The organism is Prosthecomicrobium sp. N25 (genome assembly GCF_037203705.1).
In the GTDB taxonomy this organism is placed as follows: Bacteria; Pseudomonadota; Alphaproteobacteria; order Rhizobiales; family Ancalomicrobiaceae; genus Prosthecodimorpha.
Genome location: NZ_JBBCAT010000002.1, coordinates 523,154 through 537,207, shown reverse-complemented (window position 1 = coordinate 537,207; position 14,054 = coordinate 523,154). Strand labels below are relative to the sequence as shown.

Sequence of the window (14,054 nt, the reverse complement as noted above, 5' to 3'; positions counted from 1 at the left end):
CCTCACGCCGCCGCCACTTCGGCCCGTCCGAAATTCTTCACCCCCATCTCGGCGAAGCACTCGGAGAGCGCATCCATCGCGCGGCCGATGTCTTCCGGCGTGACGATGCCGATATTGGCGATGCGGAACGTGTTGGCGGCCGCGAGACGACCGGGGAAGATGATGAAGCCGCGCTTCTTCATCCCGTCATAGAGCTTCTTGAAGGAGTAGTTCGGATCGTCCGGATCGTGGAAGGTGGAGACGATCGGCGAGGCGTGCTGGTCCTCGACCAGCGTCTGGAAGCCCATCTGGCGCATGCCGTCGATCAGCCGCCGGTTGCTCGCCCGGTACCGCGCCTGGCGGGCCAGGACGCCGCCCTCCTCCTCGTGTTCCTTGCAGGCCTGCCGGAACGCGAGGAGCAGGTGGGTCGCCGGCGTGAAGCGGAAGCTGCCGGTCCGTTCGAAGTGCTGGTTCTGGTCCCACAGGTCGAGCGAGAGCGAGTGGCAGTTGCCCTTGGACTCCTCCAGCGTCGCCTTCTTGGCGATCACGAAGGCGAGGCCCGGAGGCGCCTGCATGCCCTTGTTGGCCGAGAACACGATCGCGTCCACCGACAGCTTCTTGGCGTCGAGCTCCATGATCCCGAAGGACGCGACCGCGTCGATCAGCAGCCCCTTGCCGTAGGCCTTGCAGACCTGCGCGATCTCGTCGATCGGGTTGAGGATGCCCGTCGAGGTCTCGCAATGGACCACCATAACGTGGGTGATCGCCGGATCGGCCTTGAGGGCGTCCTCGAACTGCTTGCGGGTCGGCGGCGTGTAGGGCTGGGTGCGGAACGACGTGTAGCTGATCTTCAGGTGCTGGCAGATGTCGACGATGCGGTCGCCGTAGACGCCGTTGGTGTGCACCAGGAGCTTGCCGTCGCGCGGCACGAAGGTGCCGATCGCCGCCTCGGTCCCGTAGGTGCCGGAGCCGACCAGCGGCACCATCGTGTGGGAGCCGTGCCCGTTGGTGATGTCGAGCAGGTACTTGCGGATCGCCGCCATGGTCTCCGCCATCACCTCCTCGCCCGACGAGTAGTCGTGCAGCATGGCCTGCTTGGTGGCGAGCGAGATCGAGCAGGGCCCGGGCGTCAGAAGCAGCGGTTCGTCGATGATGTCCGTCACGGCTTTTCCTCCGTTCGTTCGGTGTCGGTGAGGGGTTCTGAGAGCGGGTCGGCCGCAGGCGCCGCGGCCACCAGCGCCGCGGCCCGCGCCTCGTGGCGGGTCAGGAAGAAGGTCGAGCCGACGATCACCGCGGCGCCCGCGACGGTCCAGCCGTCCGGGATCTCGGCGAACAGCAGGAAGCCGGCCGCCGCCGAGAAGATCAGCCGCACGTAGTCGATCGCGGCGAGCGAGGACGCCTCGGCGGCCCGGAACGCCAGGATGTTGAAATACTGGCCCATTGGCCCGAAGCAGCCGATCAGGCCCAGCGCCAGGAGCTCGGTGCCGGTCGGCCAGCGCCAGGCGATCAGCCCGGGGACCAGCGATGCGCCCGTGGTGATCAGCGCCACGTAGACCATGATGGCGAGCGGGGTCTCGTGGCGGGCCAGGAGCTTGGTCACGAGCAGCAGCCCCGCCCCCGTGAAGGAGCCCGCGACGCCCGCGAGCGCCGCCGCGTCGAACCCCTCGAGGCCCGGCCGGACGACCAGCATGACGCCCCCGAAGCCGACCAGCGTGGCGATCCAGCGCGGCGCCCGCACCACTTCGCCGAGAACCATTTGGGCGAGGAGGACGAGGAACAGGGCCTTGGTGAAGCTGATCGTCGTCGCGTTGGCGAGCGGCAGGTGGCCGAAGCTGTAGAAATAGAAGTAGAGGCCGACCACGCTGAGCGTCCCGCGCAGGACATGCAGGCCGAGATGGCTCGTCCTCAGGATGCCGAAGCCGAGCCCGGACCGGACCACGAACGGGATCACGACGAGGAGCTGCGCGGCGCTGCGCACCAGGACCACCTGCTCGGTCGCCATGGTGGCGCCGAGCATGCGTGCCGCAATGATCTCGAAGGTGAACAGGAAATAGGCGAAGACCAGGATGGCCGCGCCCTTCAGGTTGCCGGGCAGCGCTGCCCACCGGGCGCGGATCCCCGCCCGCCCAGGCCGTCCGGCCGTCTCGGGGAGCGGCAGGGCGTCGGTCATGCGCCGCCCCCGTCGTTGAGATGGCAGGCCGACAGGTGCCCGCCCGCCACCGGCCTCAGCGCCGGCGCCTCGCTGCGGCAGCGCGCCATGGCATGCGGGCAGCGCGGGTGGAAGTGGCAGCCCGCCGGCGGGTCGAGCGGCGACGGGATCTCGCCGCGGATCGGCGCGAAGGCGCGCCGCCGCCCGTCCAGCGCCGGGATCTCCCCGACCAGCGCCCGGGTGTAGGGGTGGTTGGGCGCCGCGAACAGCGCGTCGGTCGGCGCCGTCTCGACGATCCGCCCGAGATACATGATGACGATGCGGTCCGAGACGAAGCGGACGACGCCGAGGTCGTGGCTGATGAACAGGTAGGTGAGCCCGAGGCTCTCCTTCAGGTCCAGGAACAGATTGAGGATCTGCGCCTGGATGGAGACGTCGAGCGACGCCACCGCCTCGTCGGCGACCAGGAAGACGGGATCGACCGCCAGCGCCCGGGCGATGCAGATCCGCTGCCGCTGGCCGCCGGAGAACTGGTGCGGGAAGCGCCGCCGCAGGGACGGGTCGAGCCCGACCCGCTCCAGCATGGTGGCCGCGTATTCGTCCGCCTGCGCGGCCTTGACGAGCCCGTGCACGACCGGCGCCTCGGAGATCTGCTCGCCGATGCGCATGCGCGGGTTGAGCGACGCGTAGGGGTCCTGGAACACCATCTGGACCTGGCGGACGAAGTCGCGTTTGCGGTCGCCCGCGAGGTTGCCGACGTTGCCGCCTCGGTAGAGGAGATCGCCCTCGCTCGGCCCGTGGATGCCCGCGACCACGCGCCCGAGCGTCGACTTTCCGCAGCCGCTCTCCCCCACGAGCCCGACCACCTCGCCCGCCATGACCTTCAGGTCGACCCGGTCCAGCGCGTGCACGGTGTCGAGCGGCGGCTTGCCGCCGAGGAGCCCGACCAGTCGCGTGGCGAGGTCCGGCTTCCGGCCGAAGCGCTTGGAGACCTGGATGAGTTCGACGAGCGGCACCGCCGGCGCGGTCGTCTCCCGGGGTCCGGCAGGGCCCGCCAGGGGCGCGAGGCCGTCAGGGGTTACGGCGGTCTGGGCGGGAGGCGGGGGCAGGAGCGCGTTCATGCCGGCACGGCCTCCCGGGCGAAGGCCACGCAGCGCACGCTGCGCCCCGGCTCGGGCCGCGCCATCGGCGGCTCGGCCGCGCAGGCGTCCCTCGCGTCGGCGCAGCGGTTGCGGAACGCGCAGCCGGGCGGCAGGTCGAGGAGCGAGGGCACCATGCCGGGAATCTGGGCCAGCCGGCCGCCGCGCTCCGCCCTGGCGGGGATCGAGGCGAGCAGGCCGCGCGCGTAGGGGTGCAGCGGCCGGGTCATCACGTCCGCGACCGGCCCGTGCTCGACGATCCTCCCCGCATACATGACCGCCACCTCGTCGGCGAGGCCGGACACGATGGAGAGGTCGTGCGAGATCCAGATGAGCGCGGTCTTCTCTTCCCGCGCCAGCTTCTGCATCTCGAACAGGATCTGGCTCTGGATCGTCACGTCGAGCGCCGTCGTCGGCTCGTCCGCGATGATCAGGCCGGGACGGTGCAGGAGCGCGATGGCGATCGCCACCCGCTGGCGCATGCCGCCCGAGAACTGGTGCGGATAGGCTTCGAGCCGTTCGTCGGGCGAAGCGATGCCGACCTTGGCGAGCGCCGCCCGCGCCCGCTCGCGCGCCGTCGCGCGGTCGACCGGGTCGTGCGCCAGCACGGTCTCGATCATCTGCGTCCCGATCTTCAGGACCGGGTTCAGCGTCATCATCGGGTCCTGGAAGATCATGGCGATCCGGGAGCCGCGGAGCGTCCTCAGGACCTCGCGCGGCAGGCCGACCAGCTCGCGCCCACCGTATCGGACGCTACCCGACACGATCCGCCCGGGCGGGTCGATCAGGCCGACGAGCGAGAAGCCCGTCACCGACTTGCCCGACCCGGACTCCCCCACGAGCCCGAGCACCCGCCCGGGCAGCAGGTCGAAGCTGACCCCGTCCACCGCCTTGAGCACGCCCGAGCGCGTGAGGAAATGCGTCCTGAGGTCTTTGACCGAGAGGATCGGCTCCATCGCGCGTCGCTCCTCAGCGCTTCAGCCGCGGGTTGAGGATGTCGCGCAGGTGGTCGCCCACCAGGTTGATCGCGACGATGGTGAGCAGCAGCAGGATCCCCGGATAGAGGCTGATCCAGTAGCGCCCGCTCATCAGGAAGGCGAAGCCGTTCGAGATCAGCAGCCCCAGCGAAGGCTTGGTCACCGGCAGGCCGAGACCGAGGAAGGACAGCGTCGCCTCCAGCGAGATGGCGTTGCCGACCTGCACGGTCGCCACCACGATGATCGGCGGCAGGCAGTTGCGCAGCATGTGCCGGAACATCACGCGGCCGCGCCCGATCCCGAGCGACACGGCCGCCTCGACATAGTCGCGCGACCGCTCCACCAGCGCCGCCGAGCGGACCGTGCGGGCGTAGTAGGCCCATTGCACGATGACCAGCGCGAGAATGATCTTCTCGACCCCCTGGCCGAGCACGGCGAGCAGCACCATGGCGACCAGGATGCTCGGGAAGGAGAGCTGCAGGTCGACGACCCGCATCACCAGGCTGTCGACCCAGCCGCCGAAATAGGCCGCCACGATCCCGACGCAGAGCCCGATCGTCATGGCGATCAGGCCGGACATCACCCCGACCAGGATCGAGGTCCTGAGCCCGTACAGCATGGCGCTCAGCATGTCCCGGCCCTGCCCGTCCGAGCCGAGCCAGAACCGCACCGTCCCGTCGACGTTCTCCCCGCCCGGCGGTTGCAGGGCGTCCATGAGGTCGAGCCGGGTCAGGTCGTAGGGGTTGGTCGGCGCGACCGCCTCGGCGAAGAGCGCGCAGCCGACGAGGCCGACCAGCAGCACCGCCCCGAACACCGCGAAGGGGTTCTCCATGAAGGCCGAGAAGGTCTCGCGCCACAGCGACCCGCCGCCTCCTTCGAGTCGCGCCGTCGGGGCGGAGAGCGCCGGCGCGTCCGCGCGCGCGGCCTCCGTCACGACGCGCTCCCGTCGAGCCGGATGCGCGGGTCGAGCAGCGAATAGGTGAGGTCGACGATGAGGTTGATGGCGACGAAGATCGCCACGATGATCATCAGATAGGCGACCATCACGGGCCGGTCGAGCGTGTTGATGCTCTCGATGATCAGCTTGCCGGTCCCCGGCCAGGCGAAGATCGTCTCAGTGACGATCGCGAAGGCGATGACCGAACCGAACTCGAGCCCGAGGACGGTGACGAGCGGGATCAGGATGTTCTTCAGCGCATGCACCATCAGGACCCGGCGCGCCGTCAGCCCCTTGGCGTGGGCGTAGCGCACGTAGTCCGAGGCGAGCACGTCCCGCATGCCGGCGCGCGTCAGGCGGATGACGAGCGAGATCTTGAAGAGGGCGAGGTTCAGCGCCGGCAGGACCAGGTGCGACAGCCCGTCGAGCGTCAGGAAGCTCCACCGGACCCCCAGCACCTCCACGGTCTGGCCGCGGCCCGTCGACGGCAGCCAGCCGAGATGCACGGCGAAGACCATGATGAGGATCAGCCCGACCCAGAAGGTCGGCAGCGAGAAGCCGAGGATCGACCCGGCCATGATCGAGCGGCCGAGCAGGCCGTCCGGCTTCATCCCTGCCACCATGCCGAGCGGCAGCCCGACCAGGAGGGAGAGCACCATGGCGCTGACGGCCAGTTCCAGCGTCGCCGGCAGCCGGTCGAGGATCAGGTCGATCGCCGAGATCTTGAAGACGAAGCTCTTGCCGAAGTCTCCGCCGAGAACGCCCCCGACGAAGCTGAAATACTGCTCGATCAGCGGCCGGTCGAGGCCCATCTGGGTGATGATGCGCTCCCGGTCCGCATGGCTCGCCTCCGGGGCGATCAGGATGTCGACCGGATTGCCGATCGCGAAGACGCCGACGAAGACGAGGACCGACATGGCGAAGAGCACGAAGGCGCTCTGCATCAGACGTCGGACCAGGAACACCGCCATGGCATCGCTCCGCGCCGCCGCGGATTGGATGCAATCCGTCGGTCAGGCCAGATCCATGATGCAACGGCCATGCCAGCCCCCGCTCCGGGCAGGTGGAGACGGGCGCGCTACCCTGTTGTCGCAGCCTCAGAGGGCTGGCGTGATCACGGCGCGAACTCGCCCACGGCCCATGGCCCCTTTCGGGAACGGGGGTCTCGCCGGCAGCACGCGATCGTGTTGCCGACCAGCCGGCGGATCTCGATCCCCGGACCAGTTGTATCCACGATGGTTCGCCGGCCCTGGGTGACGGACCGCGCCGCCCCGCCTCTGCGTGACCTGCGCACTCTTCCTAGGCAATTGCCCAGACCCTGACCGTCCGTCAGGCGACCGCTGCCGGGGCACGCCCGTCCTCGCCGGCCCGGCCGTCCGCCTCCTCGTCGCCGAGGAAGCCGCCCGACTGCCGGTTCCACAGCCGCGCGTAGTGGCCCCGGAGCCCGAGCAGGTCGTCGTGCGAACCCTGCTCGACGATGCGCCCGGAATCCAGCACGACGAGCCGGTCCATGCGGGCGATCGTCGACAGCCGGTGCGCGATGGCGATGACGGTCTTGCCCTCCATCAGGTCCTCGAGGCTGGACTGGATCGCCGCCTCCACCTCGGAATCGAGCGCCGACGTCGCCTCGTCGAGGATCAGGATGGGGGCGTCCTTGAGGATCACCCGCGCGATCGCGATCCGCTGCCGCTGCCCGCCCGAGAGCTTGACGCCGCGCTCGCCCACGTGGGCGTCGTAGCCGCGTCGGCCCTTCCAGTCCTCCAGGTCCAGGATGAACTCGTGCGCATGCGCGAGCCGCGCCGCCGCCACCACCTCCTCCAGGCTCGCCTCGGGGCGGCCGTACCGGATGTTGTCGAGGATGGAGCGGTGCAGCAGCGAGGTGTCCTGCGTGACGACCGAGATCTGCTCGCGCAGGGACTCCTGAGTCGCCCCCGCGATGTCCTGGCCGTCGATCAGGATCCGCCCGGATTCCAGGTCGTAGAAGCGCAGCAGCAGGTTGACGAGCGTCGACTTGCCGGCCCCCGAGCGGCCCACGAGGCCGATCTTCTCGCCCGGCCGGACCGTCAGCGACAGGCCTTCGATGACGCCGGACTCCCGGCCGTAGTGGAACGCCACGTCCTCGAAGCGGATTTCGCCGCGGTCGACCGTGAGCGGGCGGGCGCCCGGCTTGTCCGTCAGGCCGTGCGGCTGCGCGATCGTCTCCATGCCCTCGTGGACGGTGCCGAACTGCTCGAAGATCTGCGTGGTCTCGTAGGCGACCCGGCTCGAGACGCTGGAGATCTGCAGGGTCAGCGGCAGCACGGTGGCGACCGTCTGGAGCCCGATCGCGCCCTCCGACCAGAGGACGAGCGAGACCGCCCCGGTCGCCACGATCAGGAATCCGGAGAGAAGCGCCAGGTTGAGCGACAGCAGGGTGAACCAGCGCATCTGCGCCAGCATGCGCCCGGTGTGCCAGTCGACCGCCTCCCGCACATAGGCGTCCTCGTGGGCGGAGCGGGCGAAGAGCTTGACGGTCTGGATGTTGGTGTAGCTGTCTACGATGCGGCCGACGAGCCCCGAGCGCGCATACGCGATGGCCTTGGAGGCCTCCCGCACGCGCGGCACCACATAGGCGAGCATGCCGATGTAGGCGAGGATCCAGATCCCGATCGGGATCAGGAGCCAGGGGTCCGCGGCCCCCATGATGGCGCCGGCCGCGATGCCGAGGGCGGCGAGGTACCAGACGACCGAGATCAGCGAGACCGCGCTCGCCCGGAGCGCATAGCCGGTCTCCATCACCCGGCTGCCGATCCGGCCCGCGAAGTCGTTCTGGAAGAAGGAGAGGTTCTGCCGCACCACGTGCCAGTGGCTCTGCCAGCGGATCAGGTTGGTGAGGCCCGGGAAGATGGCCTGGTGCTGCACCAGCCCCTGCGCCAGCAGGACCGCCGGCCGCACGATCAGAATCACCGCCGCCATGCCGAGCAGGGTCGGCGCCATGGTGGCGAAGAGCTGGTCGCGCGGCACCGTCGAGACCATGTTGACGGTGCGCCCGATGATGACCGGGATCGCCGCGTCCACCGCCGCCTGCAGGAAGCCGATCACCAGCAGCGCCGCGAAGAGCCCGCGCATCTGCGAGACGAAGAACCAGTAGAAGGGGAGGAGCCCCCGCGGCGGCGCCGAGGGCGCGCCCTGCGCGGTCGGCCTGACCAGGGTTTCGAAGCGGCTGAACATAGGCGGGATCCGGAAACGGCGAGGGTCACGGGCACGAAAGCACGAACCTATGGCGGGATTGCAACCCCGGCCACGCCCGCTCGCGCAAAGCTGATCGGCGTCATGCGGTCCCCGGTCCTCCCGCGAACGAAGACGGGGCCTCGCGGGCCCCGTCCGTCACGTCACCAGGCAGGATACCGCGTCAGGCCGCCTTGCGCGCCTTCGGCTGGATCAGCTTGCGGTTGACCAGCACCTCGGCGATCTGAACCGCATTGAGGGCCGCGCCCTTGCGCAGGTTGTCGGAGACGATCCATAGGGCGAGGCCGTTCTCGACGGTCGCGTCCTCGCGGATGCGGCTGATGTAGGTGGCGTCCTCGCCGGCCGCCTCGTAGGGCGTGATGTAGCCGCCGGGCTCGCGCTTGTCGACGACGAGGCAGCCGGGCGCCTCGCGCAGGATGTCGGTCGCCTCCTCGGCCGAGATCGGCCGCTCGAACTCGACGTTGACCGCCTCCGAATGGGCGATGAACACCGGCACGCGCACGCAGGTGGCCGTGAGCTTGATCTTCGGGTCGAGGATCTTCTTGGTCTCGGCCATCATCTTCCATTCCTCCTTCGTGTAGCCGTCCTCCATGAAGACGTCGATGTGAGGAATGAGGTTGAACGCGATCCGCTTCGGGAACTTCTTCGGCTCGATCGGATCGGTGACGAACACCGCCCGGGTCTGCTGGAAGAGCTCGTCCATGGCGTCCTTGCCGGCGCCCGAGACCGACTGGTAGGTCGCCACCACCACGCGCTTGATCGTCGCGGCATCGTGCAGCGGCTTCAGCGCGACGACGAGCTGGGCGGTCGAGCAGTTCGGGTTGGCGATGATGTTCTTCTTGGTGAAGCCCGTGATGGCGTCGGCGTTCACCTCCGGCACGATCAGCGGCACCTCGGCGTCGTAGCGCCAGGCCGAGGAGTTGTCGATCACCACGCAGCCCTGCGCGCCGATCCGGGGCGACCACTCCTTGGAGACCGACCCGCCCGCCGACATCAGGCAGATGTCCGTGTCGGAGAAGTCGTAGTGGTCCAGCACCTTGGTCTTCAGCGTCTTGTCGCCGTACGAGACCTCGGTGCCGAGCGAGCGCGGCGAGGCGAGCGCCACGACTTCGTCGGCCGGGAAGCCGCGTTCGGCGAGGATATCGAGCATTTCACGGCCCACGTTGCCCGTGGCGCCGACGACAGCGACCTTGTAACCCATGATGCGAACCCCAAAGCTTGTCCGGTCCTCCCCCGCTCGCGCCGCCCCGGTGCCGCTCGGGCCCGGGACTTGCCCTCTCACCCCGCCGGGAGAGGGCATCGGGGGAAAAAGGCCGCGGTCAGCCGACGGCTTTCGCCGTGGCGGTCATGGTCTCTTTCGTTTTCGTCGAGGCGACGACGGGCGACATGACAGGCGGATCCTCTCGCGGACCGGCTCGCGCCGGGCCGCACCGGGTCAGAAGCCTGAAGGCGGCCGCGATGTCAAGCCGCAGGAGCCCCGCGCTGGCCGCGGACGGCTCGGTCCTTCGTCGAACCACGGCTCCGGCCTCCCTGAAACCACGGATCCGCGACGGCAAGGGACCTGCTAGAACCGGCCGCATGATTTCCGAACGGCTTTTGAAGCGCGCCCTCGTGGCCATCGCCCTGGCGGGCCTGTCCGCCGGCCTGCTCGTCTGGGCCGCCGGCCGCCACGACATCGCCCTCTGGATCTGGGGGGCCGGCACGGTTCCCGTGGTGGTGGCGCTCGCGACCGGCATCATCAAGGATTTCCTGGCCGGCCGCGTCGGCGTCGACGCCGTCGCGCTCCTCTCCATGTCGGCCGCCCTCGCTCTCGGCGAGACGCTCGCCGGCGCCGTGGTGGCGCTCATGTACGCCGGCGGCAACCTCCTGGAGGACTTCGCGGTCGGGCGCGCCGAACGCGAGCTGGCCGGCCTCGTCGACCGCGCCCCCCGCACGGCGCACCGCCGCCAGGGCGAGGACGCCATCGACGTGCCCGTCGACGCCGTGGCGGTCGGCGACCGGCTGGTCGTCCGGGCCGGCGAGGTCGTGCCGGTCGACGGCGCGGTCGCGGTGGGCTCGGCCACCCTCGACGAGGCGGCCCTGACGGGCGAGCCGATCCCGGTGCAGCGCGGCCCGGGAGAGCCGGTCCGCAGCGGCACCGTCAACGCCGGCGAGACCTTCGAGATGGTGGCCCGCGCCACCGCGGGCGCCTCGACCTATGCCGGCATCGTCCGCATGGTGACCGCCGCGCAGACCGCCAAGGCGCCGTTCGTGCGCATGGCCGACCGCTACGCCCTCGCCTTCCTGCCCTTCGCGATGGCGGTCGCGGCCTTCGCGTGGTGGCTCTCCGGCGACAAGGTCCGGGCCCTCGCCGTCCTGGTCGCCGCCACCCCCTGCCCGCTCATCCTGGCCGCCCCGGTCGCCTTCATCTCCGGCGTCAGCCGCGCGGCGTCGCGCGGCGTGCTGGTCAAGGGCGGCGGGCCGCTCGAGCGCCTGGCCCGCATCCGGACCGTCATGTTCGACAAGACCGGAACGCTGACGGTCGGCGGTGCCCGCCTGATCGCCGTCGAGGTCGCCCCCGGCCAGGATGCCGTCGAGCTCCTGCGCCTCGCCGGCTCCCTCGAGCAGGCGTCCCATCACGTGGTCGCCACCGCCCTGGTCGAGGCCGCCCGCGCCCGCGGCGGCGGGTTGGAGATGCCCGCAGCGGTGCGGGAATGGGCGGGCTCGGGCCTGGAGGGCACGGTCGGCGGACGCCTGGTCCGCGCCGGCGCGCGCGATCTCGTGTTCCCGGCCGGCGACCTTCCCGACTGGGCGCGGCGCGCCGCCCGCCGTGCCTCCTGGCGCTCGGCCCTGTCGGTCTACGTGGCGGTCGACGGCCGCCCGGCGGGCGCGATCCTGCTCGCCGACGAGCTGAAGACCGAAGCCCCCCATGCCATCCGGGCGCTGCGCGACGCCGGCGTGGCCCGCATCGTCATGGTCACCGGCGACCGCGCCGAAGCCGCCGAGACCATCGGGGCGGCGCTCGACATCGACCAGGTGCTCGCCGACCGGGTCCCCGCCGACAAGCTCGACGCGGTCAAGACCGAGCAGCGCCTGGCCGGCACCATCATGGTCGGCGACGGCATCAACGACGCCCCGGCGCTCGCCGCCGCCGACGTCGGCATCGCCATGGGCGCGCGCGGCGCCTCGGCCTCCTCGGAGGCCGCCGACGTGGTGATCCTGGTCGACCGGCTCGACCGGGTCGGCGAGGCCGTCGCCATCGCCCGCCGCACCCGCCGCATCGCCCTGGAGAGCATCGGCGTCGGCATGTCGCTCTCGATCGTCGCCATGCTGGCCGCGGCCTTCGGCTGGCTCACGCCCGTCGCCGGCGCGCTCGTCCAGGAGGGCATCGACCTCGCCGTCATCCTCAACGCCCTGCGCGCCCTGACCCCCGGCCGCGGCCGCAACGGCCGGAGCCTCGCGACGGTCGCCCGCGACGACCTCAGCCGTGGCCACGCCGCGCTCGGCACCGTCCTCGACCGGCTGCGCGCCATCGCCGACCGGCTGGACGAGACGGAGGGGGCACCCGCCCTCGACCTGATCCGCGAGGCCAACGACCTCGTCGCCCGGCACGTCGTCGCCCACGAGAAGGACGACGAGGCGCGGGTCTATCCCATGCTGCGCAAGCTGCTGGCCGACGGCCACGGCCTCTCCGCCATGAGCCGCGCCCATCGGGAGATCATGCATCTCGCCCGCCTGCTCGACCGGCTCGTCGCCGGCATCGGGCCCGACCCGGCCGACCGCTGGCTGCTCCGCGACGCCCAGCGCGCCATCGAGGCGATCGAATCCCTGGTGCGCATCCACAGCGCCCAGGAGGACGACATCTACGACCACGCGGCCCCCACCTGACGGTGGCCGCAGCGGTCCTCAGGCCTCCGGCCGCCAGCCCCCGTCCCGGCCGCGCACCAGGAACGGCGTCGCCATGACGCCGAGGATCCGGGCCGCCGGTTCGGGGAAGACGCCGGCGAGCCGGTCGACCCAGCGCCGGGTCTGCAGCATGGCGGCGACCACCGCGAGCGGCGCGAGGCCGGCCGCCCCGAGCAGCGTCAGCACCGCCTCCATGGAACTGCCGGAGCTCACCACGTCGTCCACCACCACGACCCGCCGCCCTTCGAGGACCGGAAGCATGCGCGGGTCCAGGTAGAGGCGCTTGGCCGAGCCCGGCGTGGTGATCGAGGCGAGCGGCACCGAGAGATCGTCCCGGTACCAGAACTTCCGGCTGGTCCCCAGCGCCACCATGCGGCCGTGGCCGAGCCGCCGGGCGACGCCGGCCGCGAGCGGCAGCCCGAGCGTCGGCACGCCGACGATCACGGCAGGGTCGAAGCCGCGCGCCAGCTCCGCCATCCCATCCGCCAGCGCATCCTCGACCGCGAAGCTCGCCTGGTTGACGATCAGCGACGCGACCGCCCGCGTTCCGTCGCCCGGAAGCACCCGGATCGGCAGCCGCAACACCCGCCCGTCCGGCAGGAGTGCCGGAAAGCCGTCGCGATGGCCGCCCTCCGGGACGCCGGTCGGCGTGCCCCGCGGCTCCAGGGTCTGCCAGTACTGGTGCGGAAGCAGGTCGGACATGGGCGCGCCCCGATGACGGTCCGGCCGACGCTAGCGGGGTTCGGCCCCGGTGCAAACGGCGCTCCGGCCGCGCCCGCCCCTCCGGCTGGCGTCAGGGCACGGTCGCCCGCGCGCCCAGGATGCCGGCGAGAAGCCGCAGCGCCCCGGCCGGATCGACCCCCAGCGCCACCTCGACGGACGCCCCGCCGTCGGGATCGACCGCGAGCGCGCCGGCATCCGGCCCCGACCCGAGGTCGACCGCGAGCGGCAGGTTGCGGGTCTCGAACAGCTCCGGCGCCAGGGCCAGCAGCATCACGCAAGGATCATGCAGCGGACGGCTCCCCGCCCCGTGGGTGCGGTCGAAATACGCGCGGATCAGGGCCGCGGCGAGCGTCGCGGAGGCCGTCCCGGCGCCCGCCAGGGCCTCCGTCCAGGCGAGATCGGCGCGCACCCGGCGTGTGACGTCGAGGGGCACGAGGGTCACCCGCAGCCCGGACCGGAACACCGTGTCGGCGGCTTCGGGGTCCGCCGCCATGTTGAACTCCGCGCGCGGGCCGACGTTGCCGGGCTCGTGGACCGCGCCCCCCATGGCGATCACGCGCCCGATCCGCGCCGCCGCCCGGGGCCGGGCGCGCAGGAGCTGCGCCAGGTTGGTCAGGGGCCCGAGCGCCAGGACGTCCACCGAGCCGGCCGGAGCGCCGTCCAGGAGGTCGGCCAGCCAGGGCACCGCGGAAGCGGTGAGCGGCGGGCGCGACGCCTCCGGCAGCGCGACCCCGCCGAGCCCGTCCTCGCCGTGCACCTCGGTCGCCAGCCGGGCCGCCCGCGACAGCGGCGCCGCCGCGCCCGCGACCACCGGGAGGTCCGCGCGGCGCGCATGGGTGACGAGCCGCCCCGCATTGCGCGTCGTCTTGTCGATCCCGATGTTTCCGGCCACGGTCAGGATCCCGGCGACCGCGAAGGCGTCCGAGGCGAGCGCCGTCAGGATCGCGATCGCGTCGTCGATGCCCGGGTCGGTGTCGATCACAACGGTGCGGGGCATGGGGCTCCTCGGGGGGACAGGGTGAGGCGCATGATCGGTG

Annotated in this window: 11 protein-coding genes; 1 reads left to right on the top strand and 10 read right to left on the bottom strand. The window is 71.4% G+C overall.

The window, feature by feature from the left end:
* Nucleotides 1-2: 2 nt before the first annotated feature.
* The 8 genes from WBG79_RS17350 to WBG79_RS17315 all read right to left on the bottom strand — a co-directional run bounded on the left by WBG79_RS17350 (nucleotide 3) and on the right by WBG79_RS17315 (nucleotide 9,610).
* Complete coding sequence (locus WBG79_RS17350) at nucleotides 3-1,142, bottom strand: 2-aminoethylphosphonate--pyruvate transaminase (RefSeq protein WP_337358439.1); 1,140 nt, start codon at nucleotides 1,140-1,142, stop codon at nucleotides 3-5.
* Nucleotides 1,139-2,149: a DMT family transporter gene (locus WBG79_RS17345; RefSeq protein WP_337358438.1), complete on the bottom strand. Its 1,011-nt coding sequence runs from the start codon at nucleotides 2,147-2,149 to the stop codon at nucleotides 1,139-1,141. The genes WBG79_RS17350 and WBG79_RS17345 overlap by 4 nt, the downstream gene beginning before the upstream one ends.
* The gene (locus WBG79_RS17340) at nucleotides 2,146-3,249 is read right to left on the bottom strand and encodes an ABC transporter ATP-binding protein (RefSeq protein WP_337358437.1); all 1,104 of its coding nucleotides are present in this window, start codon (nucleotides 3,247-3,249) and stop codon (nucleotides 2,146-2,148) included. Before WBG79_RS17340 ends, WBG79_RS17345 begins: the two co-directional genes overlap by 4 nt.
* A complete protein-coding gene (locus tag WBG79_RS17335) occupies nucleotides 3,246-4,223 on the bottom strand; it encodes an ABC transporter ATP-binding protein (RefSeq protein WP_337358436.1) in 978 nt (325 codons plus the stop codon). Before WBG79_RS17335 ends, WBG79_RS17340 begins: the two co-directional genes overlap by 4 nt.
* 13 nt (nucleotides 4,224-4,236) lie before the next feature.
* Nucleotides 4,237-5,178 carry an ABC transporter permease gene (locus tag WBG79_RS17330; protein WP_443147476.1) on the bottom strand — a complete coding sequence of 314 codons (942 nt, stop codon included), beginning with the start codon at nucleotides 5,176-5,178 and terminating at the stop codon, nucleotides 4,237-4,239.
* Nucleotides 5,175-6,152, bottom strand: a complete 978-nt coding sequence (locus WBG79_RS17325) for an ABC transporter permease (RefSeq protein WP_337358435.1) — start codon at nucleotides 6,150-6,152, stop codon at nucleotides 5,175-5,177. The genes WBG79_RS17330 and WBG79_RS17325 overlap by 4 nt, the downstream gene beginning before the upstream one ends.
* A 358-nt stretch (nucleotides 6,153-6,510) precedes the next feature.
* Entirely contained in the window at nucleotides 6,511-8,391 is a 1,881-nt protein-coding gene (locus WBG79_RS17320) for an ABC transporter ATP-binding protein (RefSeq protein ID WP_337358434.1), read from the bottom strand.
* A gap of 181 nt (nucleotides 8,392-8,572) precedes the next feature.
* Nucleotides 8,573-9,610: an aspartate-semialdehyde dehydrogenase gene (locus WBG79_RS17315; RefSeq protein ID WP_337358433.1), complete on the bottom strand. Its 1,038-nt coding sequence runs from the start codon at nucleotides 9,608-9,610 to the stop codon at nucleotides 8,573-8,575.
* Between the two features lie 377 nt (nucleotides 9,611-9,987).
* On the opposite strand from WBG79_RS17315, the gene WBG79_RS17310 reads away from it, so the two are divergent.
* Nucleotides 9,988-12,276 (top strand): heavy metal translocating P-type ATPase, encoded by a 2,289-nt coding sequence (locus WBG79_RS17310; RefSeq protein ID WP_337358432.1) that lies wholly within the window; start codon nucleotides 9,988-9,990, stop codon nucleotides 12,274-12,276.
* Between the two features lie 18 nt (nucleotides 12,277-12,294).
* Here the strand turns inward: WBG79_RS17310 and WBG79_RS17305 are convergent, their stop codons facing one another.
* Nucleotides 12,295-12,996, bottom strand: a complete 702-nt coding sequence (locus WBG79_RS17305) for a phosphoribosyltransferase (protein ID WP_337358431.1) — start codon at nucleotides 12,994-12,996, stop codon at nucleotides 12,295-12,297.
* A 91-nt stretch (nucleotides 12,997-13,087) separates the two neighbouring features.
* Entirely contained in the window at nucleotides 13,088-14,014 is a 927-nt protein-coding gene (locus tag WBG79_RS17300) for a nucleoside hydrolase (protein WP_337358430.1), read from the bottom strand.
* Nucleotides 14,015-14,054 lie beyond the last annotated feature (40 nt).

Coding starts and splice junctions, on each gene's coding strand:
- WBG79_RS17320 (WP_337358434.1), bottom strand. CDS start 8,391: ATGTTCAGCCGCTTCGAAACCCTGGTCAGGCCGACCGCGCAGGGCGCG.
- WBG79_RS17345 (WP_337358438.1), bottom strand. CDS start 2,149: ATGACCGACGCCCTGCCGCTCCCCGAGACGGCCGGACGGCCTGGGCGG.
- WBG79_RS17325 (WP_337358435.1), bottom strand. CDS start 6,152: ATGGCGGTGTTCCTGGTCCGACGTCTGATGCAGAGCGCCTTCGTGCTC.
- WBG79_RS17335 (WP_337358436.1), bottom strand. CDS start 4,223: ATGGAGCCGATCCTCTCGGTCAAAGACCTCAGGACGCATTTCCTCACG.
- WBG79_RS17300 (WP_337358430.1), bottom strand. CDS start 14,014: ATGCCCCGCACCGTTGTGATCGACACCGACCCGGGCATCGACGACGCG.
- WBG79_RS17310 (WP_337358432.1), top strand. CDS start 9,988: ATGATTTCCGAACGGCTTTTGAAGCGCGCCCTCGTGGCCATCGCCCTG.
- WBG79_RS17315 (WP_337358433.1), bottom strand. CDS start 9,610: ATGGGTTACAAGGTCGCTGTCGTCGGCGCCACGGGCAACGTGGGCCGT.
- WBG79_RS17340 (WP_337358437.1), bottom strand. CDS start 3,249: ATGAACGCGCTCCTGCCCCCGCCTCCCGCCCAGACCGCCGTAACCCCT.
- WBG79_RS17305 (WP_337358431.1), bottom strand. CDS start 12,996: ATGTCCGACCTGCTTCCGCACCAGTACTGGCAGACCCTGGAGCCGCGG.